This window comes from Loigolactobacillus coryniformis subsp. coryniformis KCTC 3167 = DSM 20001 (assembly GCF_002706425.1).
GTDB classification, from domain to species: Bacteria; Bacillota; Bacilli; order Lactobacillales; family Lactobacillaceae; genus Loigolactobacillus; species Loigolactobacillus coryniformis.
In genome coordinates, this window is record NZ_CP017713.1 from 270155 (window position 1) to 295925 (window position 25771).

Genomic DNA, 25771 nt, shown 5'->3' on the forward strand with positions numbered 1-25771 from the left:
TAGCTACGCAAGCCAAATGCATCACGGTGTGCTGCTTATTGTCTTGCTAGGCTAGAACTCCATAATCTGGGCGCCTTTTTTTGCACTCTTAGAAAGTGAGTGTGACAGTTTAAGATGGCTTTAACAGCAGGTATTGTCGGGCTTCCTAATGTCGGCAAATCAACATTATTTAATGCAATTACTAAGGCGGGTGCGGAAATGGCGAATTATCCTTTCGCCACGATCGATCCTAATGTCGGAATGGTCGAGGTGCCCGATGATCGTTTAGCGCGGATCGATGAAATTATTCCGGCTAAAAAAATCGTACCGACAACATTTGAATTTACTGATATCGCCGGAATCGTTAAAGGGGCTAGCAAGGGTGAAGGCCTAGGCAATAAGTTTTTGGAAAATATTCGCCGGGTGGATGCAATCGTTCACGTTGTCCGGGCTTTTGATGATGATAATATCACTCATGTTACCGGCAAGGTTGCGCCACTTGATGACATTGAAACCATCAACTTAGAATTAGGGTTGGCTGATCTGGAAAGTGTCAATAAGCGTTTGGCTAAGGTAGAACGAGATGCTAAGTCACGCAATAAAGAAGCTTTGGCTGAATTAGCTGTTTTAGAAAAAATCAAACCTGTTTTAGAAGCTGGTGGTTCAGTTCGTTCAATCGAATTTGATGAGGATGAACAACCAATCGTTAAAGGTTTGTTCTTGTTGACGGCCAAGCCAATTTTGTATGTGGCTAATATCGCCGAAGACGATATGGCAGCACCGGAAGAATCAGCTTACGTTCAGCAGATCACCGAGTACGCCGCTAAAGAAGGCGCCGAAACAATTGCTGTCTGTGCGGAAACTGAAGAAGAAATTGCTGAATTAGATGATGCTGACAAAGCTGATTTTCTTGAAGCTGAAGGGGTCGAGGAACCTGGTCTGAATCGCTTGATTCGTGCTTCGTATCATTTACTTGGCTTAGGGACTTTCTTCACTGCTGGTGGCAAAGAAACTAAGGCGTGGACCTTCCGTCGTGGTATCAAAGCACCGCAAGCTGCTGGTATCATCCATTCTGATTTTGAACGTGGTTTTATTCGCGCCGAAACCGTTTCTTTCGCTGATCTAGATAAGTATGGTAGCATGCAAAAGGTCAAGGAAGCTGGCCGTTTGCGTTCAGAAGGTAAGGAATATGTCGTTCAAGACGGCGACATTATTGAATTTAGATTCAACGTTTAATTTGGAGGGGAAAATATGAGCAACGATAAGCAGGCGCGTAACGCTGGCGTACAGCAGCACCAAAAAAGCAAGCCAGCCAGTGATTTGCCTGAAGAATTAACCAAAAAGAATCAGGATTATTTATACCATTTGAAGAAAGCTTTGGCGGCTGAACCTAAATTGACCGCTGACAAACAACAAGCGGCAATCGATGAAGCAATTAGTAAAATGTTAGCCGGCCAAAAAACGGGTCAAACTGCACGGCAGTTATTTGGTACGGTGACTGAGCACGTGGCGAATATCATTGCTGGACCAAAAGCAGATCCGAACGCACCACAAAATAAGTGGTTGTTGATGCTGGATAGTTCACTGATGGTTTTCATGGTCTTCAACTTAATGTATGGGATCATGTTCTTCTTCGCGAATAATTCGAAAGTACAAACTGGCCAAGCTGGTATTCTTTCGGAACTTATTTTAGCTATCGTGGCTGGTTATGGGATCATGATGATGCAAACGAGTATGAGCGCTAGAGGTAAGAAACGGATTCCGTTATGGCGGATGTTGATCTATGGGGTTATTTTCTTCATCGTACTAACCGGAACTTACACGTTAGTGATGTTGATCCCTGGACCGTTGAATGCTAATTTACCTGCGCCGGTTTATATTGTGATCGGGGTTGTAGCGTTAGGATTACGAATCTATCTCAAAAGTCATTTCAATATCAAAAATACTGTCTTTTAACACAAAACGTGGCTACCAGCAATGGTGGCTACGTTTTTTTATCCGAACAATTATGGCTACTTTTACTATGCCATACGTAAAACACGAACATAAAATCTATTTTGTGAATTTTCGTTTATGAAAAAACGATTAAAAAGCCTTGACGCTATTAGATATCTCTGGTAAGTTAGTCGGTAAACTTAAATCAAAATACCGACACTATTTGCCGGCGTCAGACTTAATTTTTGTAAAAATCTAATTCAACTACCGAAGGGGTGGATAATCGCCATGTCTAATTGGGACACGAAATTTGCGAAACAAGGTTACACGTTTGATGATGTATTATTAATTCCTGCAGAGAGTCACGTTTTGCCGCACGATGTTGATGTCAGTGTGCAGCTTGCTAAGAACTTACACCTGAACGTACCGATCATGAGTGCTAGTATGGATACGGTCACGGAATCAGAAATGGCGATTGCGATGGCGCGTCAAGGCGGTCTTGGCGTGATCCACAAAAACATGACGATCAAACAACAAGCCGATGAGGTACGCAAAGTTAAACGTTCTGAAAGTGGCGTTATTGTCGACCCGTTTTATTTAACTCCTGAACATTCGATCCAAGAAGCTGAAGATTTGATGAAACGTTACCACATTAGCGGTGTACCAATCGTTGATTCATTAGCTAACCGGAAACTTGTTGGGATCATTACCTTCCGTGACATTCGTTTTGTTAGTGACTATGCGGTTGCTATCGATACGGTGATGACCAAGGAACCGTTAGTTACTGCACCTGAGGGGACACCTTTGGATAAGGCAGAACAGATTTTACAACAACATAAAATTGAAAAATTACCATTGGTTGATGATGAAGGTCGGTTAAGCGGCCTAGTTACCATTAAAGATATCGAAAAAGCAGTTGAATTTCCCAATGCAGCTAAGGACGATCAAGGTCGTTTGTTGGTTGCTGCAGCAGTTGGCGTCACTAGTGATACGTTTGAGCGTGCCGAAGCCTTACTTGAAGCCGGTGCTGATGCGATCATTATTGATACGGCCCATGGTCATTCTGCCGGCGTGATCCGTAAAATCGGCGAAATTCGGGCACGTTTCCCGAAAGCAACTTTGATTGCGGGAAATGTGGCAACAGCTGCGGCAACACGGGCTTTGTATGATGTTGGCGTTGATGTTGTTAAAGTCGGCATCGGCCCTGGTTCAATTTGTACTACCCGAATCGTTGCCGGTGTTGGTGTACCTCAATTAACCGCGATTTATGATGCTGCCAGCGTCGCTCGTGAATATGGCAAAACAATTATCGCTGATGGCGGGATCAAGTATTCTGGTGATATCGTTAAAGCCTTGGCTGCCGGTGGTAATGCCGTTATGCTTGGTTCGATGTTAGCTGGTACTGACGAAGCACCAGGTGAATTCGAAATTTATCAAGGTCGTCGTTTCAAGACTTATCGTGGCATGGGCAGTATGGCCGCAATGGACAGCACGCACGGTTCATCTGATCGTTACTTCCAAAGTGGCGTTAATGAAGCCAACAAATTGGTACCTGAAGGTATTGAAGGGCGTGTCGCTTATAAAGGTAAGCTAGCTGACATCGTGTATCAAATGGTCGGTGGCTTACGTTCAGGGATGGGCTATGTTGGCGCAGCTAATTTACAAAGTTTAGCTGACGACGCTCAATTTGTTCGTATCTCTGGTGCCGGTTTACGTGAATCACATCCGCATGATGTTCAAATTACTAAAGAAGCACCTAATTATTCTGTACAATAAATTTTCTGATCGCTGCCATTATTGGTGGCGATTTTTTATTTGATCATGTGTAATTGAAATTATCACGTGTGAATGTTGTACTTCAGCGATTAGCAAGGTAAACTTAAATTAATATGATGGACTAAATGAGGGAGCCTGCCTAATGGAAATTAAAGTGAAAAAACCCAATGCAGTTAAATTGACCCTAGATGATCACGATTTGCTGGTAGCGCACTCGGTTAAGCATGGCTTGAAACGGACTGTCGAATCCGTCTTGATTCCCCGTACTGCGCTGATCGGGATGGAAATGCATCAACCAACAGAAGATGATGACGGCCATTTTCAAGTCACTTATCAATTAGATAAAAAGTCAGCCGAGCAAATCGCTGAATTTTGGTTTAGCACATCTGACGCACCATTTGTACTTGAATTAAAACAAATCCTTGAACAACAGATCGATAAAAATAGTGAATGGGGCGAGGATGACTTTGTGGCCAATGGTCAGCTGATCATGGAATATCTGGAAATGCGTAAAAAAGGGTTATTGACCAACGAGGAATTTGAAGCAAAAAAGCGCGAAATTTTAAGGCTTGATTAAACCATAGTGAAGAGGAGGTCGTCGTTTATGGCTAAACAGCGGCAAAAGCAGTTAAAGAATAAGTTGAAGAACTTACAACGGGCAACGCAAGAGCGTCAGCAACGTTTGATTAAGCAGAAACCGCAAAAAGTTAGTGCACTGGCGCAGAACTTGGCACTATTATCCGACGATGAGCCTAAATCAAGCGCGCTCGAAACGGCGCTTGATGTTGAAAAAGTACCAATCGTGCATCATCCGGATTTATTGGCAACGCTACGACGCCTGATTGCCGCACAAAAGTTGACGGCCTTGCCGAATAGCCGCTTGACCACTACTGAATTGGCGGATCTAGCTACTACATTACCGCTACCGTTACCGCGTGGTTATCAACAAATGCTACGTGAGTTAGGTGCGCTGCAGGGATTTGGTTACTTTTTTGCCGGGCGGAACAATGAAAATGTGGCCGCGGACTTAGTTTATTTGAATCAAGCGGCCCGCGCTGATTTTCTTACTGAACAGCAAGCCGAAACATTATTGATTTTTGCTGCTAGTGAGCAGCGCTATCTAGCCTTTTCTTACGCGCAACCTGGTCCACCACGAATCGTGCGTGGTGACCAGCAGCATGAAGCCGAAGTTGCAGTAGATTTTGCGGCTTTTGTAGCGCAGTTGGCACAATAGCACAAAGTAGAAAGTGAGGTTCACCGGCGATGAAAAAGTTACGGCAGCGTTTAACCTACTGGCAACAAAAAACCGCACCGCTGGTGACCGCTTACCAAGAAGCTAATATTAGCAAAAACTCGGTGGTAGTGGCTTATTATGCGTTACTATCGATTTTTCCGTTGCTCATTTTTCTCGGTAACTTACTACCATTTCTAAATATTCCGGTTAATGAAGTTTTGAGTTACATTGAAGCGCTCGTACCAGCTTCAATCTATCGAACCTTAGCAACGCAGATCAAGGGCTTTCTGACTGAAGGTAGCGGCGGTTTATTGTCTTTAGGGGCGGTGATCACATTATGGTCAGCTAGTCGGGGGATTGTCAGTCTACGCGACAGCATTAACCAATCTTATGGTATTAAAACACCACAAAATGCATTGTTGGCACGATTATTATCATTAATACTCACTTTATTTTTTGTGCTGGTCATGATTTTACTAGTGTTGGTTTTCGGTTTTGGTCAAGATGTTTTGGACTACATTGTGCCGCGCTTGGGCTTGTCTGACGTGATTGTCCAGGTCTTTGCCCAATTAAAATTACCGGTTACTGGGCTCATGCTGCTAGCCTTGTTACTATTGCTGTTCTATTTCTTACCTAATGCACGGTTACATTTGCGTTGCGTTTTGCCAGGCACATTACTAACGGCTGCTGGTTGGCTGATTCTAGCACAGTTTTTCGCACTGTATGTGCGTTACTTTGCTCGCTCAGTCAGCAGTTACGGTGCGATCGGAACATTTATTGTTTTGATGTTCTGGCTAGTCTTTATCGCGCAGATTTTACTGTTGAGTGCTTTTCTGAATCGTTTGACCGAGGAACATTTTTATGGCAAAATTCAGCCGATCCCAGGCAAGTTGCGCGATTGGTGGGAACGCTGGCGTAGCAAAAAAGCGTGATTCGCTGTGAATCACGCTTTTTTGATCTCACCGTCAGCCAAGATTTCGCTTAAATGGGGGATCGATGGCTGGGCGCCTAGTTTTTGGACGGTCAGCGAAGAGGCTTTGTTGGCAAACAAAACGGCAGCAGGTAGGTTGCTTAAATCACTATTGAGCCGTGAACTGAGGGCACCGATGAAAGTATCACCAGCCGCGGTCGTATCGACAGCATCAACCTTAAATGCTTTAACGAAGCCATGATTGGCTTTTGTTTGGTAGTAAGCGCCTTTAGCGCCAACGGTAATGATCACTGCCTTGACGCCTTGCTTGATCAACGCGGTCGCCGCTGCGTTCATGCTGGCTTCGTCAGTCACTTTGATGCCCGTCAATGTTTCGCTTTCAGTTTCATTAGGAACGATCAGATCAGTTAACTTTAGTAATTCAGGGTCGAGATCAGTTTTAGCTGGTGCTGGGTTTAAAATGGTGGTCACACCAACTGATTTAGCGTAGCGAAAGGCAGCTAACGTTGTGGTCAATGGGGTTTCAAATTGTGTGATCAGAAAATCGGCGTTTTCGATGGTTTCGTGTGCGGTTTCGATATCACCAATTTTGATTTCTTGATTGGTACCACCATCAACGAGAATGCTATTTTGACCGTTGTCGTCGAGGAGAATGAAGGCTTCGCCGGTGTCGGCATAGTTGCTAGTGCTGATCTGTGTGGTGTCAATTTTAGCGTTTTGCAATGCTTTAAGCATCATTTTACCGTTAGCATCGTCACCAACTTTACCGATAAATGCGGTATCAGCTTCAGCGCGGGCTGCAGCAATGGCCTGGTTAGCGCCTTTGCCACCACCAGCAACTTGCTTACCGCTCATGGCTAGCGTTTCGCCAGGTTTGGGTAAGCGGGGAATTTGTAGAATCGTATCGACATTAATGCTGCCGAGGATCGTTACACGTGTCATAAAATAGCCTCCAAAGATAAATTTACTTACATTATACCTAAGCGAATCAAGTTTAGGCAAAAAAATGGAGCCGCAACAAAGATTTTGCTGCAGACCCCGATAAAAGAATTAGCGATATTGACGTAGTGCCCGTTGATACTCAGCGGTCGTTAGGCGGCCGGCTGCATATTCGCGTGCTAACATTGCACGACTCATTGGCCGTTGGGCACGTACTTTTACTGCCTGTAACTGCCGTGAATTAATACCGATCAAACCAGCCATTAAGAGGATCATCAGAATACTTACTTGGATCATCATGGTCACCACCACTTTCTGTACGATTCAATTACTATAAGTCTATTGTACCCCTTAAGTGCACTTTTTGGCGACGATTTAGTTTAAGAAAGTTTGAAAGTTTGGTAGAGTAAGAAGTAATTCTAAATAAAACGAGGTAGAGGCATGTTTGAACCAACAAAAAAGCGGCAAACCGCAGACGAAGTAAAAGAACGCGTACCAGAAGCAGTGATCAAGTTATTATGGCAGACACTAAGTGATTTTCGTAATCAAAAGAAAATCGTTTCGTCACCCTTGGCAATAGCCTTCAGCGATGATCATGATGATGAAAATATTTATATTTTAGTGATGCAGGAAAATGGGAATGTCGCCGAGGAAGTCACATTAGCTTATAATGGAGACACTGATTTTCTTGGTCAGGGAACGATTGTGATCATCACCGATAAAAAGAAAACGATTAGTATGACGATAAGCAAGCTAAATAAGGACTAAGCGCGATTTTAAGCGCGCTTGACTTAAGCTTTTTTGAAAAAATTTGACGGTTTTCATTCTGTATGCTATTCTCATAATAATTTAATAATCGATTTTGTCGCTACAATGACAAAAGTAGTGCATTACTTCAGTGAACAGAGAATTGGCGGTCGGTGCAAGCCAAGCAGGGTAATGACATGAATTATTTTGTGGTGCCAATGGGTTTAACCATTATCTAACAATAAGCGCAGAAATAATTCTGAAGCTGGGTGGTACCACGGTAAATCGTCCCTGTTGTCGAAAGACAGCAGGGACTTTTTTTTATAGAGTGCCTAAAAAAGACGCATAGCTACACGGAATAATCTGTCTTTTTAGCACGTTTCCGCAGCATTTTCTAAAAAATAAAACCGATCGGGAGGTGTCAGTTATGACAACAGTGATTATTGAAGGCTTAGGGTTAATTGGTGGTTCACTTGCGCTTGCGCTTAAACAGGAGGTGGCTGACGCCTATTTGATCGGTTTGGATCAAAACTTGGACAGTTTGCGCTACGCGAAACAAAATGGTGTGATCGATGAGATCGGCACTAACTTAGCGGCGGTCGCGCCACGGGCTGATGTGATTATTTTAGCGACACCGGTGAAAAATATTGCGGCATCACTACAACAATTAACTCAGGTAACGTTAAAACCCAATGTGATCGTCACTGATACCGGTAGTACTAAACAAACAGTGCTGGCTGCGGCGGCTGATTTAGTGGCGCAAGGGGTGACCGTAATTGGTGGTCATCCAATGGCGGGTTCACATAAATCTGGTGTGCACGCTGCAAACGTTGATCTTTTCCGTAGTGCGTACTACTTTTTAGTACCGAGTCAAAATACTGCCCCGTTACAAATCGCGCGGTTGCAACGTTTATTAGCCGGTACAAACGCTAAATTTTTGCAGGTCGCGCCAGCTGAACATGACCATATTGTTGGCATGCTTAGTCATGTACCACATATGTTGGCGGCAACTTTAGTCAATGAGACCACTAGCCAGTTTCAAGATTCGCCAACGGCCTTACGGTTGGCTGCGGGGGGCTTTCGTGATATGACGCGGATCGCTTCTTCGGATCCGCAAATGTGGGCCGATATTCTGCTAACGAATACCGAGTCCATTCAGCAAATTTTACATCATTATATTGCTGATCTGACTGAATTAGAGCAGGCAATGATGCAGCGTGATCAAGCTGCATTGTTAGACTTTTTTGGTCAAGCAAAGGTAACCCGTGATGCGATCAATCCGAAAAAGGCGGGTGCGATCCCTGGATTCTTCGATGTTTTTGTCGATATTCCTGATCGCACGGGCGCTATCGCTGAAGTGACAACGATTTTAGCGCAAGCAGAGATTCAAATTGTTAATATTCAGATACTGGAAACGCGTGAAGAGCTGAATGGTATTTTGCAGCTGACGTTTGCCAGCGCAGCAGCGCAACAAAAAGCGCAGCAACTGTTAGCTGCACAGCAGATCAATATTTTAAGGAGGGCGTAATTATGTTAGATGTCATTTTAGTCGGCTTCATGGGCACCGGCAAAACAACAGTAGGTGAGGTGTTAGCGGCTAACTTTAGACGCCCACAAATTGATCTAGACGCTGAAATCGTGGCAGCAGCCGGTAAGTCGATCAAGCAGATTTTCGCTGATTCCGGTGAAGCGGCTTTTCGTCAATTAGAAACCCAAGTTTTGCAGCAAGCTTTTGCTAAAAGTGGTATTTTATCGACTGGCGGTGGCGTAGTCGAATCGGCAGCTAACCGTAAATTATTGCAACAAACCAGTATTCCTGTTATTTATTTACAAACGGGTCCTGCAGCAATTTTTGACCGCTTAAAAGGCGACGATGGCCGTCCGCTAGTCCAACAATTAGGTCAAGCAGGGTTACGTGATCTGTGGCAGCGGCGCGCGCCACTGTATCAATCCGTGGCAACGCACACGGTTACCACGGATGCGCGGACGCCGTTACAGGTGAGCCAACAAATTCAACAATTATTAAGTCAGGAAGTGGTTATCCATGAAATCTAAACGCCTTATTTTAGGATTATATTTGAATTACTTTGTGCTGGGAATCAGTCAAATTATTTTAGCGCAAAATATGGACGCACTACGTTTGCATTGGCACACAACAACTGCGGGAGTTGCTTTTGTCATCTCTGCATTAGGCGTCGGCCGCTTATTGGTTTACTTACTTTCCGGCTTTCTATCGGATCGTTTTGGTCGCCGACCATTCGTGATGATTGGTATGGGTGCCTTCGTGGTTTTCTATGCAGGCATTTTGCTTAGCCCCAATATTTATATTGCCTTTGCGTTCAGTATTTTGTCCGGCGTGGCTAATTCTTGTCTGGATACTGGCACTTACCCTACGCTGATCGATCTATTTCCACAGCGTGATGGCGCCGCAACGGTGATGCTGAAAGCCTTCATGTCACTAGGCGAACTTTTCATTCCGCTGATCATTGGGTTGCTGACAGTTGGTCATTTATGGTATGGCTGGTCGATGCTATTCGTCGTCGCGGTGATCTTATTAAATGTGATCTTACTCTGGAACGCAGATTTTCCTAGCCAAGCTGAAGTCCAACAACTTAGCGCTAGTGAACAGGCGGCACAGAAGACACCAGCAAAATGGTACTTGGATGGTATTTTATTTGTAATGTATGGCTACTTATCAATGGCAACTTTCTATTTGATCGCACAGTGGTTGACCAAATACGGTGCGACCGTGGCAAATATGGGAAGTTTGGCTGCCCATGCGCTACTGAGTTACTACAGTATTGGCTCGATCGCCAGCGTTATTTTAACGGCAGTGATGGTCAATCGCTTAGTTAAACCGCTGACGATCCAAGTTAGCTACACCTTTATGGCGTTATTGGCGATCATGGCGATGTGGCAATTTCCCACGCCAGTCGTCCTGAGTGTCGGTGGCTTTGCAGTTGGCTTCTTTGCCGCTGGTGGGGTCATGCAACTAGGATTGACCACAATGGCGAAATTTTTCCCGATAGGCAAAGGTTTGGTCACCGGTATTTTCTATACTGCCGGCGCGCTGGCATCGTTTACGATTCCCTTGATCACCGGCGCGTTAGCACAAAATAATATGCACAGTATTATGTTGGTTGATGTGATCATTGCGGCGCTAGGTTTTGTCGTTTCAGTTGGCATCAGCGTGCGCTACCGGGTTTTATTTGGTAAAACAGCACCCGAATTGAATTTAGCAAAATAAATCAATGAAAAAGCATGGCTTCTATCTTCAGAGGCCATGCTTTTTTGGTCTGTATGTCGTAAAATCGACATAACCTGGCTGTAGTTCGTATACTGAATACAAGTACTAGCGAAGGTGAGGGATTGAAATGAAAGTAGGTTCGTTGGCTTATACTGAACAATTACAGCAAGAATTTATCAGCAATGCAACGCCACAGCACTGTCAAGCGTTACTAAAACAGTTATTTAGGCAGTTAGGTGCTTATTTTGATAGTCACGGTGATCTAAAACTTACGAATAAGTTTGCCAGCTCGTTGAATCCTCAGTCATCATTTTTTAGGGTTTTAGCACAAATTGTGCAGACTGCTTTTCCGGCTGGCTTAGCTGCAGGACCTAACGCGACACTAGCATTGCGGCGAATGGTCCATCAACTGCGCTATTATTTAGATCTGATCAACGTGCATTATTTGCGTCAACGTTACCCAACGGCTAAAAATGATTGGGCGCGGCTAGTGGCTTTTGATATTGACTGTTACCATGCGCAGCAACCAATGAGCCGGCCAGAACCAGCGCGACTGCACAACAAGCTAGATCGGCAATTAAATTTGCCCCTAACGCCTGGTTGGAATATTAAGCGTGTTTATGGCTTTCATGTAGAATTTATTTTGGATCAAGCGGGTAATTTCATGTATCTGGATTTAACTGATATCGGACAAGCTGATCCGGGGCAGATCATTAATTGTAGCTCATTTAATTATGCTGAGCGCAACGACAACATTCACCGCAAGCTGGACGTTTATTATAATACGCCAACAACGCGTTCTAAAGATCCGTGGTTGCGAACATTTTGGCTGCAAAGTACTAGATCACCGGCAAAGCAGAACCGCTATAATCAACTGCGTGAGACTAAACGACAGCTGGCTTTTCAGTTAGAACGTTGGTACCGACGTGTGATCAATAGCTAAGCCCCCGCGCAGAATCAGCGGAGGCTTTTTTCAACGTAAGATACGCAAGCGGATGAAGAAAAAGATGAAAATAATCCCAAAAGGAATCACTAACCACGGATTGAGCTGCGCTAAGAACCAAAGAACTAAGCCGATAGCGATAAGAATAAGGATGATCAGACCGTATCGTTTCAAATTAAACATAGGTTTGGCCTCCATTTCCAAAATGAGGATCAAATTAGCTCTGCCGGCGTGTTTTGATAAAGAGAATCGCAAGTGTCGGAATCAATGCGAATAACCACCAGCGGCTGATACGTGCGCTGAACCAGAGTTCGATGCCAACGACAATGACGAACGCTAGGATGAGCAAATAGTATTTCCAGGCCATGATTGGCTCCCTCCCGCTATAGAATCTCGCTGACTTAAGTATAATCGATGCTTAGCGCCAGCAAAATAAAAAAGCAGCTGCTCCCGAAGGAACAGCTGCAAATCAGTTAAACTTCAATAATATATTTAGCTAAGCGTTGACGATCTTCTGGGCTGACTTCGGCAGTGATCTGTGTGCCGCTAGCCGTGTAGTCCTGTTCCAGAATGTTGGCATGCTCATTCAAATAGTCGACCCATTTACCATCAGCAAAGGGGATCATGAAAGCAACTTTAGTGAGATCAGCAAATAACTCTTTGGTGATCATCTGCGTCAGTAACTCCAATGAAGCTTGATCAGTGGCAGAATAGACTAGATCGTGTTCGCCAGTTTGCAGTGGAAAAGCAGTATCGGTTTTACGATCAGCCTTGTTATAGGCATAGATCATTGGGATGTCGTCGATGCCCATTGTGTGCAAAGTCTTTTCAGTTACTTTGATCATTTCTTGATAGTTTGGATCAGAGAAGTCGATCACTTGAACTAAAAGATCTGCCGCCGCTGCTTCCGCTAAAGTTGAACGGAAGGCTTTGACCAATTGGGTTGGTAGTTTATTAATGAAGCCGACTGTATCGCTGAGTAAGAACTTTTTGTTGTCTGGCAGTGTGATCTCACGCACGCTAGTGTCTAGCGTTGCAAACAGCATATCACGCTCAAAAACTGTTTTAGCGTTCTCAGCGTCGGCATTAAAACGTCGTAAAAGACCATTCATCGTCGTGGACTTACCGGCATTGGTATAGCCGACTAAGGCAACGGTCGGAATTGCGGAACGTTCACGTTGCGCGCGCTTAGTTTGTTGCGCCACTTCCATGGTTTTTAGTTCGTGGCGTAATTGACTGATTTTATTTTTGATCGTGCGCTGATTCATTTCCAGCTTTGTTTCACCACTCCCACGGTTAGCGAAGCCAGGACCGCCGCCTTGTTGCATCAAGTTAGCCTGTTCACCAACCCGCAAGCGCGGTAATTCATATTGTAGTCGCGCGATTTGGACTTGCATTTTAGCTTCGCGACTTTGTGCACGATTGGCAAAAATAGCTAAGATCAAGCCAGTACGATCAAGCAAAGTCATTTTCAGTTCATGCTCGAGATTACGGATCTGTGAGGGGCTTAATTCATCGTTGACCACTAAAACTTGAGCGTCATTTTCTTCAGCCAATTGGCGAATTTCTTCTAACTTACCGCTACCAAAATAGGTAGCCGCAACTGCTCGCTCTAGGTTTTGCCGAATATCGCCAACGACGGTCATCTGGTTGGCTTTGACTAATTCGGCTAATTCGGCCATATCGCTTTCAAAATAAGCCTGGTTTTGGCTGACGCCGCCGATCAATACTTTAGTTAATTCGATTTCTTGCATATTTCCTCCATAGGTATAGTGACTTGAGTTATGGTCAATTATTGGGAAATACGTTTCTTGTTGGTCATCATACAAGTCTCCTTTACACTAACGCTGTACAATCGCACATTGTCAGTGTTGAATGTTGGTTGTGAATTTGTGACGGCGCCAACATTCGGTTGATTTGTCGCAACTTTATTGTAACATGACAGTAGAACAAAATCATTGTACCGTAGTTTTGGTAGCACAAATTAAACTACAAAATCAATCACTATTTAGAGGGGATGTTGTAAATGGCAGACGATATTCAAGATTATTTAAAAAGTCATGTTTTCGGTCAACCACAATTAAAGCCAGACGAAAAGCGCTCGTTTCTGGGTAATTTTCGCGAACGGGTAGCCTTGGCGTTAATGATTCAACAATTACGCACGGTTAAGGCTGAAAGTTTAGTGCGTAATGTTTTAACCCGTTATCCGGGATTGCGGATCTATATCAATGGGCGAATGGGTAAAACTTTGATCAACCGTTATTTAAAAGTGGCGGTCGAACTTGATTATCCATTTACGATCTTGGCGCAAAATGGAATGCGGGTGTCGCAGCCATTGACCGAGCAAGATTTTGGTTTAGTGATCGCTGGCACCCAGAAAATTACCCGGCCAATCGTCCTTTGATTTAGCGTTACGGAATTAATAACGTAGGCGGGCGAGGCGCCGTTGGTAAACAGCTAATGCAGCAATTTCACACAATAAGATCAAAACGGCCATCGGTAAGTAAGAATTTTGCCCCATTAAACCGACAAATGGTGACAGGATACCGCCAATTAGATTTTGGGTCAGCCCTAGTAACGCTGAGCCGCTACCGGCATTGGCATGGGCGTGTTGCATGGCCAGTGATGCGGCCACTGTGCTGACGATACCGACCATTGAAACAATAAGGAAAAGTGGAATCAACACTAAAACAAGGTTATGCGGGATAAATAGTGTGGCAAATAGTGCCAGTGCGCCGATCAATGCAATAATCACGCCACCTTGTAGTACCCGATACTCGTTAAAGTGTGTGGCTAAATAACCAGCCAGTTGGGACATGACGACAATGCCGAGACCGTTTAAAGCGTAGACCAAGCTAAAACCCTGCGATGAAAGGCCGAAAATATTTTGTAGCATAAAGGAAGAGCCGGAGATGTAGGCAAATAAACCACCAGAAACTAGGCCAGTTACCAACGTGTAGCCCATAAAAATACGATCACGGAGTAACATTTGTAAAATGCTTAGTGGTTTTTCCGGTGCGCTAGTCTGGTTTGGATGGGTCTCCGGTAAACCTAACCAAACGCTGATCAGCAAGATAATTCCGACTACAGCGAGAATATAGAAAATACCACGCCAAGTCGTAAAGGTGAGAACAAAGCCACCAATAATTGGGGCGATCACGGGAAAAATACCGTTGACTCCCATTAAAAGAGCGTAGAATTGGGTCAATTTTTTCCCGCTGAATAAGTCAGTAGCAATCGCACGTGAGGTGACTAAGCCAGCCGCGCCGGCCACACCTTGGACCGCACGCAGAAAAATTAACCACCAGACGTTGGTTGCTAGTCCAGCTAATAAAGATGCAGCGGTGAAGCCAACCATTCCTAGCAACGTGGGTAATTTGCGACCAACACGATCACTCCATGGACCGATAAAGATTTGTCCTACCGCTAAACCGATCAAACAAGTGGTGATCGATAATTGTGTTAATGATGCGCTCGTGTGTAGTTGTTGTTGTAACTGGGGTAGTGCTGGTAAGTACATGTCCATTGATAGTGGTCCGAACGCGCTTAACGTTCCCAGTAAAATCAATAACCAAAGTTCCCGTCGTTTACTCATTAAAAAGATCCTCCTAGATAAATGTGCGCCAAGTCTGAGCACTTTTTACACATGCTAATTAATTCCAAAAAAAATTAGACCCGCGTGAGCTATGAGCTAACGCTGTCTAATTTGTATTTAGTCGTGCTTAAATTATCCTTGCCGCCAATGATTATACCCTAAAGCAATGATATAAAACAAACATTCAAACGAGGCAATGAAGAAGGTAACCGGCCAGTTAGTGATGTAGCCGAGATACAGGCCACCCCAAACGCCGATCAACGACATGCCAACAGCTACAGCCATCATACTGCTGACCGTGTGGGCAAAGTAGCGCGCACTAGCTGCCGGCAACGTTAGTAAAACGAAAATCAACAACGAGCCGACGATTTGTGCAGCAACACTGACGGATAGCGCGAGTAGGACGAGAAAGGCAATTGATAAAACGTTGGTCCATAAGCCTTTAACGCGGGCTCCAATGTGGTCAAACGAATCGAATTTTAGATCGCGATAGATGAATAAGACCACTAACAAAACAACGGCGGACAAAACGATCACTTGGATCACGTTTGCGCGACTGATACCAATAATGCTGCCGAACAAAATATTGGTTGCGTAACTTGACGTTTTGTTGGCTAGCGAGAGAAATAAAATACCGAGCCCGATAAACAGACTAGAGATCGCACTGATCGAAGCCTCGCGCCGGGCAGCCTTTACGCTGAGTTGACCCACAATGACCGAACTGATCATCGTAAATAATAGCATCCCATTTAACGGCGGCCAGCCAGCGAAAATCCCGAAGGCAGCTCCGGCAAAGCCAATCTCAGATAAGGTATGGGTCAGAAATGACATATTACGGGCAATCACGAAGACGCCAATGATGCCGCTGATGATTGCAATAAAGGTACTCGCCAAAAAGGCATTTTGCATAAAAGGTAGGCTAAGCATTTGTCAGATCACCTCCACGTTCAGTGCTGATCAGCGCATCTTCTGGTAGCTCAGCGATTGGACCATATTCATAGCCTTTACGGCGTAATAATAAATAATCGTCTGCGTACTGCTTAGCTAATGGTAGATCATGGGTCACGAAAATAACCGTTAAATTTTGTTCGCGGTTAAATTTTTTGACGAGATCTAAAAGTTCGTATTTCATCATATTATCTAGACTGGCAGTTGATTCGTCTAAAATCAAAAGATTCGGCTGTTCAACTAAGGCTTGAGCCAAATAAGCACGCTGCTTTTCGCCACCAGAAGCCATACCCAGTGGCCGCTTAGCGATGGCCGTCAAATTGGTGCTGCGAATAGCAGTATCAACGGCCTGTCGCTCTTTGTGCGATAACCACGGTAAATGGATCCCGCTAAGATTAAGGCTGACGAAATCGCGAATCGATAATGGGTATTCTTCATCTAAATTACGAAATTGGGGCACATAACCGATCCGAATGGCTTTACGCTCTGGAAAAAAACGAATCGCACCGCTACTAGGTTTTAATTGCTGCAATAAAGTTCGAATCAAGGTTGTTTTACCAGCACCATTTTCGCCGACAATACTTAGAAAGCGGCCGCGTTGGAGTGTGAAATTCAAGTCTTGAAATACCTGATGGTCAGGGAAGTTGACCGCCAGATGCTCAACTGCTAAAAGTGGTGATTGCGTCATGATGACCTTCCTTTTTATAAGAGAGTGGGTTGAAATAGCGCTCAGATTTTGAGTACTAGTGTTGCTTGGATATCATATTTAAAATAGACGTAAACAGATCCGATTAGATTCCATTTCGGAGCTGGTGTATGGAATCTAACCAGCTCTGTCTTGATTCAATCAAACTTCAGAGTTTTAAAAATTAGTTAAAGGTTTTAATTATGATAGCTATGCGCAATAATCTGCTTTTTCAACCACGTTTACGATTGATCCTGCTCACTGTTCAGCGGTCTGGATCTTAGCTAATTGGTCGTATTGCTTTAACATCCACTGCCGATAATTAAGACCATGGGGCATCGTTTCGGTTACTTTAATGACGGGCACATTATGTCTGTGTGCCAAACTAACCAAGTTAGCGATGACTTTATCTGTTGATTGACTATTTTGAACGAAAAAGGCAATTTTACGATTGGTGATCGCAGTTTGTAGTGATTTGATGTCGCTAGGTGAAGGGTCTGTCCCTTCTTCAATGGCACGCGCAAAATGTTGATCACTAATTTGATAACCTAGTGCGGACAAGGCGTAATTGAAAACAGGTTCGCTGACTGCAACTTTTTGCTGTTGTTTATTTTGTTTTAATTGCGTTAATTTAGTGTTGATCGGTTGCAATGACTTAATGTACTTCTCGGCGTTGCGCTGGTAAGCTGCTTTGTGCTTTGGATCGCGCTTAGCGTAGACTTTAGCTAAATGGCGCGCTAATTTTGGCATCGTGTTTTTATTATACCAAAGGTGTTCGTTGGCGCCGGTTTTCTTGCCCATTAAATCCTCGCCGACGCGGATGTTGGTGACGTTGTCGTCACCATTGGCATTAATCAGTTTTTGCATCCAACCATCGTAACCGATTCCGTTAGCAATCACGACATCTGCTTTAGCAACGGTGCGCGCTGTTTTTGTCGTCGGTTCAAAATCGTGTGGGTCAGTATTCGGGCTGGTGATGATCGACGTCACCGTGCCATGATCACCCAGCACTGCTTTGGCAACTTCACCATAAAAGTTCAATGAACTAACAACGGTGATGCCATCATTCTTGGCAGCTGGTTTGGTGCTACAACCAACGAGGAGCAATAAAAGGCTGGCTAACAAGGTAATGCTAGCCCAAAGTTTGTGTTGCTTCATCATTAATCAATTCTCCTTAAAAAAGTGTAATATTCTTGGATCATCCACAGTTCAGGCCGACTAATTTGATATACTGAAGCTTGATTAGAACGTGTTTAAAAAGGCGCTTAGATTTTTGAACGCTAAGTAGGTAATAAGCAACCTAGATTGATGTGTTTAACTTACGTCGCTAAGCAAAGCAATCGGCCTTTTAGACACGATTAGTTGAAATAAGATAAGCAAAAAAGCTTCAGAACCTATTTTTAGGGGCTTTTTTAAGAACACTTAGCTTAGTTTACTGGTAAAATTTATTTTGTCAAGTGATTTTGTTCTTGCTAAATCAACGAAATTCGACTTTGACTAAGCTTGAATAACTAATTTAGTTTCCTTGAAAACAATTAATTAAGAAAGTGTGAATGCTTTGTTAACAGCGATCAGGCACCGTGTAAATAGTCGGCTAGGCTTTTTTGGCCTCGTTGTGATTTTGTTTTGGCTAAAAACACTTTTAGCTTATACGCTTGATTTTTCATTAGGCGTCAGTGGCATTTACCAATATTTCATTTTGATCATCAATCCATTGGCGACTACGCTTATTTTTTTTGGCATTGCTTTGTATATCAAAAAACCGTGGTGGTCATACCTGACTCTGCTGGTTTTACACGCGGCCAACACGGCGCTGCTGTATTTTAATGTGATCTATTATCGTGAATTTACCGACTTTATGACGATCAACACGATCACCGGTTTTTCCAAAGTTTCTAATGGGATCAGTGGTAGTTCGTTGGCGCTAACTAAGGGTCACGACGTGTTTTATTGGCTAGATATCGTTGTGTTACTAGTTTTGCTTTTGGCGCGCTTGATCAAGGTTGATAAAAAGCCACTACCGCGTCGGTTACCTTGGGCGCTGACTTCGTTGGGCGTCGTTTTATTTGCGTTTAATCTGACTTTAGGTGAAATCGATCGGCCACAGTTGTTGACACGGACGTTTGATCGTAATTATATTGTTAAGTATTTAGGCATCGATGCTTATACGATCAATGATGCCTTCAAAACTGCCCGCAATGATCAGGTGCGCGCATCAGCTAGTACTTCGGATCTGGCTAGTGTGCAGCAGTATATTAAGCAGCACTACGCTGCAGCTGATCCGCAAATGTTTGGTTTGGCGAAAGGTAGAAACGTGATCGTGATCCATTTAGAGAGTTTTGAACAATTTTTGATCGATGATAAAATTGATGGTAAAGAAGTTACCCCGTTTTTGAATAGTCTCTATCATGACAAACAAACCTATGCCTTTGCTAATTTTTTCCATCAAGTCGGGCAGGGGAAAACTAGCGATGCGGAGAATTTGTTGGAGACCAGTACTTATGGCTTGCCGGAAGGCTCGCTATTTTCCCAATTAGGCAGCGATAATACGTTTCAAGCGGCACCAGCGATCTTACAGCAAACGCAAGGCTACTCATCGGCAGTTTTTCATGGTGATGTGGCTAGTTTTTGGAATCGCAATAATGTGTATAAGAATATGGGCTACCAAAACTTCTTTGATAAGAGCTATTTTGATGCGGCTGGCGATCGCAGTATTGGTTATGGCTTGAAGGATAAACTGCTGTTCAAAGACTCAGTCAAATATTTGGAACAAATGCAGCAGCCATTTTATGCGAAATTTATTACGGTTACCAATCATTTTCCATTTGAAATGGACAGCGAAGATACTGACTTTCCTAAGGCGGATACCGCTGACAGCTCGGTCAATAATTACTTTCAATCGGCGCATTATCTAGATCAATCAGTTGAAGAATTCTTCGCTTATTTGAAGGCCTCCGGTTTATATGATAAGTCGATCATCGTGTTATACGGTGATCATTACGGTATTTCTAATACACGTAATCTGGACTTGGCACCTTTGCTAGGAAAGTCCGCTGATGATTGGACGGCATACGATGATGCACAAATGCAGCGGGTTCCGTTTATGATCCACATTCCTGGGGTGAAAACTGGTAGTGTTCAGCAGCAATACGCTGGTGAAGTCGATGTTTTGCCAACAATCGAGCATTTGTTAGGAATCAAGACTAAGCGTTATCTGCAATTTGGAACGGACGTTTTTTCGTCGCAGCATGATCAAGTGGTGGCGTTCCGCGATGGCGATTGGGTCAGTCCGCAGTACACTAAGGCGGCGGGGAATGTTTATGATCAAAAAACTGGGACTGAATTGACTAAGCTGACTAAAACGCAACAAACGCAGGTCGATGACAATCAGAATAGAGTGACAACGGCATTGCGCTTATCGGATAAATTGAATAACGGTAATTTATTGCGCTTTTACACGCCAAAGGGCTTTAAACCGGTGCAACCACAGAATTATAATTATACGGATGGCTTCACTAAGCTGGCCCAACTGCGTGAAACCTTAGGTCAAAAGTCAACTAGCTTGTATTCGCAAAATCATGATCATTCCACTGCTGATCTGTACCAAACGGACGCACCAGAGGCAAAGTAACGTAATCTTCTATCTTGCGGTCAAATTAGTAGTAAAAATAATAGAACAAGAACACTTTAATAAAGTAGGATAAAACGATACGGAGGGGTAAAATGGCGATCAGTAAAACGACACAGTCAGAATTACAACGTTTCGCGCGGGCGCAAACGCGTTTGCGGTTAGTCAAAAATGAACGGACTTATTTTGAACAATTAGGTGCACGCGTCGGCCGCGATATTCATTATCACGGAATTTTACGTTTCACGCCGAAAACCCATTTGGTCGAAGCCGATGAGTTGGCTGGCTATATGATCGATTATATTCAAGCACGGACGGCCGCGGGAATGGATGAAGCCGATGCATTGGCGCAAGCGGAAACGGTTTTTATGGTCGATGCACCGGAAAATCCTTTGGTAGTCAATCCTGATTATCGCCAGTGGCAAACTTATTATGCGCAGTTAGAGCAGGTAACGTATAAATTACTTTGGCTCGTCTTCAGTAGCCGCTTATTGATTGGAACGGTGGTCGGTGCAATGCTCGGGGTTTTAGCTGAAAGCCGTTATGCTGACCGTGCGTTAGGCTGGCTTTTCTGGCTACTCTTGGCGCTTGGGGCTTTGTTAGGCCTAGGGCTAGGTACTGCCAGCATGCTGAAAGTCGCGTGGTCAGAGCGCTGAGCTTACAAAACTGTCACTGGTAATTCAGTCTGTAAATTCGTATACTAATGAAAAAGTGTTGGAGGTAAGCGAATATGCGTAAATGGATCTATGCCTTAGTGGCGCTGATCGTTGTTGGATTAGGCTTTGGCTGGTACCAGTATGAATACGGTGGTCAGAGTTATTACACTAAAATTACAACTAAAGGTGAACGCCAGGTGCGCACCGCAGATAATGGTGATAAATATATTGATTATCAGTATAAATTACCCGCTTACAATAAAGCCGGTGATAAACGAACCGTTGATTTTAATGGCAACAAAGAACGGCCGTTGAAACGCAATGCATATCTGCAATTAAAGGTCAGCCGTCAAAAAGGTGTGATCAGTTGGCAAGCTGTTACCAAGGGTGACGTGCCAGCTAAAGCGACGGCTAAACTAGATGAATGATTAAATAGAAGAAAATACAACAAAAAGTCCACGATATTTTACGTCGTGGACTTTTACTTATGCAGGGAAATTATTTTTTGTATTTACGCATCATTTCGGCTAAATGAACTTCATGAGTAATGAATTCGTGGGTGCGGCAAACATAATCATGTTCACGACCTAATTTAGCGATGTAACCGTTGATGTAATCAACTTCAGTGGGCCGCCCTTTAGAGAAATCCTGGTACATCGATGGGTAATGCAATGGATTGCCTATGCGACTAACGTAATCCACGGAATCGATCTCTTCTTGGCGGGTGGAAATCATTTGAATGCCGGCACGTTCACAGGCGTCATAGGATTCATTCATCAACTGAGTGGCCATTTCTTTGGCGCCAGGGTATTCGATGAATTGGCCCATGGTCAGTTCGAACATCGTGCATAATGTATTAACAACGGCATTGAAAACGACTTTGGCCATTAGAGTACCCATAAAGTTGTCAGTGACGATCGGATTTAAGTTAGCGGCTTTAAAGTCCGCTTCAACGGCCTTGATCTGCGGATTGATCTCTTCGGTATAGTTAGCCATATGCATTTCACCAGCACCAGCTTCACCAATAAAGTCAACATCACCAGGGCCGTTTAAAACAGTGGCGATCATAGCTGTGCCACCGATTATTTTGTCATCAGCGAAGTACTGGCGAATTTTATCAATATGGCCCATACCGTTCATTGCTGAAAAGGCGATCTGTTGGTCATTGAAGAGAGGGGCACAACGTTTTAACACGTCAGCTAATTGCATCTGTTTAACGAAGATGATCCAGGCGTCAGGCTGGCCTTTGTATTCCTCTGGATAAAAAATATCAATTGGGACTAAATGACGATTCTCGTGGTTGCGGGCGGCATAGACACCACCTTGTTCACGTACTTTTTCCACGTTTGGTTGCCAAGCATCGATAAAATCAACTTTGACCCCTGCGTTTTCTTGTAATAATACCCCAAATCGATAGCCCATTGCACCGGCACCAATAATTCCATAATGCATAATAATCGTCCTCTCTGTTAATTAGATTAATTTTAAATGAAAAAAGCCCTAGAGAGTTTAAACTCTCCAGGGCGACTAGCGCGGTACCACCTGTATCATTCAACATCACTTACATGATATTGCTCAGTAAGCGTTTATTAAAAACGCTTATGCTTGATATTGGCAGCTAACCAGCACTCCTCATAAAGACTGCATGTTCAACGACTTTTGGCATTAGGTAAGGTATCTTCTCAGCAGCGATACTTTCTGGCAACATTACCTAACGCCGACTCCTCAATTGAATTCACATTTTATTTTCATTTATTTTTAATGATTATTAGTTTATCGGTTGAATTAAAGAATGTCAATTACTTTTTTGGAAATATCAGTCACGGCGCAATGATAATTCTCCCCAAATTGCAAGAACAAATTAGCCACACGATAAATCCTATTAAATCAGTATTTTCATTAATATTCATATTTTATGGACTTAACTTAACCGGCGGAAGCAGCGGAGAAAAGCTCTTTGGGTGTTTGATAGCCAGTTTGCCGGCGCGGTAAATTGTTTAGCTTTGACTCAACTGCTTGGATATCATGAGGACCCAAAATATCCATGGATAGACCCTTGGGTACATCGCGGCGGATCATTCGATTATGCGCTTCGTTAGTCCCACGCTCAGAGGAACGATATGGATGGGCATAATAAAGGTCAGCGACACCGGTAAGTACAGCGCCAACTTCCGAGAACTCAGCGCCATTATCGGCAGTAACTGACTTCATGATTGATCCGTATTCTTGACAGATCTTGGCCAGCTCATAGTTGACTGAATCGGCATCACGACCATCGATCAAACGTAGAATTTGGCAGCGGGATTGACGCTCGATCAGCGTTAAGATCACACTCTCTTGACCGTTGCGCTTGCCCACCACGGTGTCCAATTCGAAATGGCCGAACTCTTGGCGCTGGTCGATACTTTTAGGCCGTTCATCAATACTCCGTCCGGCCAGACGCTTGTGCTTGATCGAGTGATGATGTTTAGCACGGTGGCGCGTTTTTTCGAGTAGATCAAGATTACGGACTTCAAGTAACTGGGCATCAATATAGTGGTATAGCGTCTTGGTCGAGACCATCTCCTCAGGTTGATATAAGCCTTCAAGTTGGGCCCGTCCTACTGCTGCATCAGGCGACCAACCATCTTGACGCAAATGAGTCGTAAAATAGTCGATAAAATCAGCGACACCGACGAGTTTCAAAGGTCGATGACAGTGGGCTCGATTAGCTTCGTACTTAGCTTGTGCTGTTTCTGGTGAGTATACAGCGTAATATTGGCGTTGACTATTCACTTTTTTTACTTGGTCGATCTCGCCGCGGCACAATTCATTATTGATTGTTTGATGACAAACATTAAGCGCTCTGGCAATTGCACGATTGGAATAGCCTTGGCTGTGCAGCGTAGCAATTCTGCCTCGTTCAAACGAAGTTAGGTGCTGACCTTTTTTTCTGACTGTGGTATTCTGTTCTTGCATCAAGACAATAACCTCTTTCATTGTTTGTGTAGGAACATCAATGATAACAGAGATTTGTCTGGGTGTTTTTTATTTTATCAATTAGCTAAAAGTATTTGGCTAACTTGATTATAAAACGCGCGATAAGAAAGATTTCGTAAAAGAAATAACGGCACGTGACGACGATTTTGCTAAATGGTATACCGACACTGTTTTAAAAGCGGGTATGGCTGATTATTCACCAGTTCGAGGCGCAATGATTATTTTACCTTATGGCTATCAAATTTGGGAGAATATCAAACAAGAGTTTGACGGTATGTTGAAAGAAACTGGGCATGAAGATATGGCGATGCCGTTATTGATCCCAGAAAGCTTATTAGCTAAGGAAAGTGAATTGATCAAGGGTTTTGCTCCTGAAGTTGCGTGGGTAACTCAAGGTGGTACAGAAAAGCTTCAAGAGCGTTTAGCGATTCGGCCAACTTCGGAAGTTCTTTTTAGTGATTATTATGCTCGAGCAGTACATTCCTATCGAGATCTACCACTTAAATATAATCAATGGGTCAGCGTCATGCGCTGGGAAAAAACGACCCGACCATTTTTAAGGACGTCAGAATTCTACTGGCAAGAAGGCCATACGGTTCATGCGACAGCGCAAGAATCTCATGAAGAGACGATTGCAATACTGAATATGTATGAAAAAGTAATTAATCAGTTTTTAGCTATTCCCACACTTAAAGGTCAAAAGACGGAAAGTGAAAAGTTTGCTGGCGCTTATCAAACTTTCACCCTTGAATCAATGATGGCTGATGGTCGGGCGTTACAATCAGCCACGTCGCATGATTTTAACGATAAGTTTGCTAAAGCTTTTAATATTAAATATTTAGATAATAAAGGTCAGCAGCAGTATGCTTATCAGACATCGTGGGGTTTATCGACACGAATTATTGGTGGTTTAATTATGGTTCATGGCGATGATCGTGGTTTGAAATTACCACCACGTGTAGCACCAACACAAGTTGTTATCATCCCAATTGCGCCAAATGATGAAGTTGTCCAAGCCGCTACTGAAATTATGACTGATCTACAAGCTGATACTCGGGTCAAAATGGATCAAAGTGATAAAAAACCGGGTTGGAAATTTAATGAATATGAAATGCGTGGTGTACCGCTTCGATTAGAAATAGGGCCACGTGATTTAAAGCAACAGCAAGTCGTGCTTGTGCGCCGTGATACGGGTGAGAAGATTGTAACGCCAATTGCTAATGTGCATACCAAGGTCAATGAATTATTAGAAGCAATTCAAGCTAATCTTTATCAAATGGCTAAGGATCACTTAGAGGCTAATATATTTACCGCAACCGATATGACTGAATTTAAAAAGAATTTAGGTAATCATCGTGGTTTCGTTAAAGCAATGTGGTGTGGTGATCCTAAATGCGAAGCTGCTATTCATTCAGAAACCAAAGCGACTGCACGCTGTCTTCCTTTTGAACAGGAACAACTATCTGATAAATGTGTTTATTGTGGTCAGCCAGCTGAAAAATTAGTTACTTGGGCACAGGCTTATTAGACGACGCGAAATCGACGGAGT

27 protein-coding genes are annotated in these 25771 nt (G+C 43.6%); 16 read left to right on the forward strand and 11 right to left on the reverse strand.

Annotated elements, in window-relative coordinates; translation table 11 throughout:
• Positions 1 to 114: 114 nt before the first annotated feature.
• The 6 genes from ychF to LC20001_RS01345 all read left to right on the forward strand — a co-directional run bounded on the left by ychF (position 115) and on the right by LC20001_RS01345 (position 5856).
• On the forward strand, positions 115 to 1215 hold the full coding sequence (gene ychF / locus LC20001_RS01320) for a redox-regulated ATPase YchF (protein ID WP_003676846.1): 1101 nt from the start codon (positions 115 to 117) through the stop codon (positions 1213 to 1215).
• 15 nt (positions 1216 to 1230) lie between these two features.
• On the forward strand, positions 1231 to 1935 hold the full coding sequence (locus LC20001_RS01325) for a DUF1129 domain-containing protein (protein WP_010011362.1): 705 nt from the start codon (positions 1231 to 1233) through the stop codon (positions 1933 to 1935).
• Positions 1936 to 2202: 267 nt separating this feature from the next.
• Complete coding sequence (guaB, locus tag LC20001_RS01330) at positions 2203 to 3690, forward strand: IMP dehydrogenase (protein WP_010011363.1); 1488 nt, start codon at positions 2203 to 2205, stop codon at positions 3688 to 3690.
• A gap of 142 nt (positions 3691 to 3832) precedes the next feature.
• Positions 3833 to 4267: an SHOCT domain-containing protein gene (locus tag LC20001_RS01335; protein WP_010011365.1), complete on the forward strand. Its 435-nt coding sequence runs from the start codon at positions 3833 to 3835 to the stop codon at positions 4265 to 4267.
• Positions 4268 to 4294: 27 nt separating this feature from the next.
• Positions 4295 to 4924 (forward strand): hypothetical protein, encoded by a 630-nt coding sequence (locus tag LC20001_RS01340; protein ID WP_010011367.1) that lies wholly within the window; start codon positions 4295 to 4297, stop codon positions 4922 to 4924.
• Between the two features lie 29 nt (positions 4925 to 4953).
• On the forward strand, positions 4954 to 5856 hold the full coding sequence (locus tag LC20001_RS01345) for a YihY/virulence factor BrkB family protein (protein ID WP_010011369.1): 903 nt from the start codon (positions 4954 to 4956) through the stop codon (positions 5854 to 5856).
• 11 nt (positions 5857 to 5867) lie between these two features.
• Here LC20001_RS01345 and rbsK read toward each other — a convergent pair whose 3' ends face one another.
• Both rbsK and LC20001_RS01355 read right to left on the reverse strand, forming a co-directional pair.
• Positions 5868 to 6797 (reverse strand): ribokinase, encoded by a 930-nt coding sequence (gene rbsK, locus LC20001_RS01350; RefSeq protein ID WP_010011370.1) that lies wholly within the window; start codon positions 6795 to 6797, stop codon positions 5868 to 5870.
• A gap of 108 nt (positions 6798 to 6905) precedes the next feature.
• A complete protein-coding gene (locus LC20001_RS01355; protein WP_010011371.1) occupies positions 6906 to 7091 on the reverse strand; it encodes a hypothetical protein in 186 nt (61 codons plus the stop codon).
• Between the two features lie 144 nt (positions 7092 to 7235).
• Between LC20001_RS01355 and LC20001_RS01360 the strand changes: the two genes are divergently transcribed.
• The 5 genes from LC20001_RS01360 (at position 7236) to LC20001_RS01380 (ending at position 11731) form a co-directional block, all read left to right on the forward strand.
• Positions 7236 to 7562, forward strand: coding sequence for a hypothetical protein (locus LC20001_RS01360; protein WP_010011372.1), 327 nt, complete (start codon positions 7236 to 7238; stop codon positions 7560 to 7562).
• A gap of 406 nt (positions 7563 to 7968) precedes the next feature.
• A complete protein-coding gene (locus tag LC20001_RS01365) occupies positions 7969 to 9069 on the forward strand; it encodes a prephenate dehydrogenase (protein WP_003676838.1) in 1101 nt (366 codons plus the stop codon).
• Positions 9070 to 9071: 2 nt separating this feature from the next.
• Positions 9072 to 9596, forward strand: a complete 525-nt coding sequence (locus LC20001_RS01370; protein WP_003676837.1) for a shikimate kinase — start codon at positions 9072 to 9074, stop codon at positions 9594 to 9596.
• A complete protein-coding gene (locus tag LC20001_RS01375) occupies positions 9586 to 10788 on the forward strand; it encodes an MFS transporter (protein WP_010011373.1) in 1203 nt (400 codons plus the stop codon). Before LC20001_RS01370 ends, LC20001_RS01375 begins: the two co-directional genes overlap by 11 nt.
• A 127-nt stretch (positions 10789 to 10915) precedes the next feature.
• Positions 10916 to 11731 carry a DUF3114 domain-containing protein gene (locus LC20001_RS01380; protein ID WP_010011375.1) on the forward strand — a complete coding sequence of 272 codons (816 nt, stop codon included), beginning with the start codon at positions 10916 to 10918 and terminating at the stop codon, positions 11729 to 11731.
• Positions 11732 to 11761: 30 nt separating this feature from the next.
• Here LC20001_RS01380 and LC20001_RS14505 read toward each other — a convergent pair whose 3' ends face one another.
• From LC20001_RS14505 to hflX, 3 genes are all read right to left on the reverse strand, one after another.
• Complete coding sequence (locus tag LC20001_RS14505) at positions 11762 to 11914, reverse strand: hypothetical protein (protein WP_010011376.1); 153 nt, start codon at positions 11912 to 11914, stop codon at positions 11762 to 11764.
• 34 nt (positions 11915 to 11948) lie between these two features.
• Positions 11949 to 12098: a hypothetical protein gene (locus LC20001_RS14340; protein WP_010011377.1), complete on the reverse strand. Its 150-nt coding sequence runs from the start codon at positions 12096 to 12098 to the stop codon at positions 11949 to 11951.
• A 106-nt stretch (positions 12099 to 12204) separates the two neighbouring features.
• Positions 12205 to 13485, reverse strand: coding sequence for a GTPase HflX (gene hflX, locus LC20001_RS01385; RefSeq protein WP_010011378.1), 1281 nt, complete (start codon positions 13483 to 13485; stop codon positions 12205 to 12207).
• 272 nt (positions 13486 to 13757) lie between these two features.
• Between hflX and LC20001_RS01390 the strand changes: the two genes are divergently transcribed.
• Complete coding sequence (locus LC20001_RS01390; protein WP_010011379.1) at positions 13758 to 14135, forward strand: DUF1694 domain-containing protein; 378 nt, start codon at positions 13758 to 13760, stop codon at positions 14133 to 14135.
• A 15-nt stretch (positions 14136 to 14150) separates the two neighbouring features.
• Here the strand turns inward: LC20001_RS01390 and LC20001_RS01395 are convergent, their stop codons facing one another.
• The 4 genes from LC20001_RS01395 to LC20001_RS01410 form a co-directional block, all read right to left on the reverse strand.
• Complete coding sequence (locus tag LC20001_RS01395; RefSeq protein ID WP_010011380.1) at positions 14151 to 15326, reverse strand: multidrug effflux MFS transporter; 1176 nt, start codon at positions 15324 to 15326, stop codon at positions 14151 to 14153.
• A gap of 132 nt (positions 15327 to 15458) precedes the next feature.
• Complete coding sequence (locus LC20001_RS01400) at positions 15459 to 16253, reverse strand: metal ABC transporter permease (protein ID WP_003676826.1); 795 nt, start codon at positions 16251 to 16253, stop codon at positions 15459 to 15461.
• Positions 16246 to 16962, reverse strand: a complete 717-nt coding sequence (locus LC20001_RS01405; protein ID WP_010011382.1) for a metal ABC transporter ATP-binding protein — start codon at positions 16960 to 16962, stop codon at positions 16246 to 16248. Before LC20001_RS01405 ends, LC20001_RS01400 begins: the two co-directional genes overlap by 8 nt.
• Positions 16963 to 17217: 255 nt before the next feature.
• Positions 17218 to 18120 carry a metal ABC transporter solute-binding protein gene (locus tag LC20001_RS01410; protein ID WP_010011383.1) on the reverse strand — a complete coding sequence of 301 codons (903 nt, stop codon included), beginning with the start codon at positions 18118 to 18120 and terminating at the stop codon, positions 17218 to 17220.
• Between the two features lie 397 nt (positions 18121 to 18517).
• On the opposite strand from LC20001_RS01410, the gene LC20001_RS01415 reads away from it, so the two are divergent.
• The 3 genes from LC20001_RS01415 (at position 18518) to LC20001_RS01425 (ending at position 21671) form a co-directional block, all read left to right on the forward strand.
• Positions 18518 to 20590: an LTA synthase family protein gene (locus LC20001_RS01415; protein WP_010011384.1), complete on the forward strand. Its 2073-nt coding sequence runs from the start codon at positions 18518 to 18520 to the stop codon at positions 20588 to 20590.
• A 92-nt stretch (positions 20591 to 20682) separates the two neighbouring features.
• Positions 20683 to 21243, forward strand: a complete 561-nt coding sequence (locus tag LC20001_RS01420; RefSeq protein WP_010011385.1) for a hypothetical protein — start codon at positions 20683 to 20685, stop codon at positions 21241 to 21243.
• Between the two features lie 74 nt (positions 21244 to 21317).
• Positions 21318 to 21671, forward strand: a complete 354-nt coding sequence (locus LC20001_RS01425) for a YxeA family protein (RefSeq protein ID WP_010011387.1) — start codon at positions 21318 to 21320, stop codon at positions 21669 to 21671.
• A gap of 70 nt (positions 21672 to 21741) precedes the next feature.
• On the opposite strand, the gene LC20001_RS01430 is transcribed toward LC20001_RS01425, so the two are convergent.
• Positions 21742 to 22695, reverse strand: a complete 954-nt coding sequence (locus LC20001_RS01430) for a ketopantoate reductase family protein (protein ID WP_010011388.1) — start codon at positions 22693 to 22695, stop codon at positions 21742 to 21744.
• 474 nt (positions 22696 to 23169) lie between these two features.
• Complete coding sequence (locus LC20001_RS01435) at positions 23170 to 24201, reverse strand: IS30 family transposase (protein ID WP_169925057.1); 1032 nt, start codon at positions 24199 to 24201, stop codon at positions 23170 to 23172.
• Between the two features lie 145 nt (positions 24202 to 24346).
• On the opposite strand from LC20001_RS01435, the gene proS reads away from it, so the two are divergent.
• Positions 24347 to 25750 (forward strand): proline--tRNA ligase, encoded by a 1404-nt coding sequence (gene proS, locus LC20001_RS01440; RefSeq protein WP_029508035.1) that lies wholly within the window; start codon positions 24347 to 24349, stop codon positions 25748 to 25750.
• Positions 25751 to 25771: the final 21 nt, after the last annotated feature.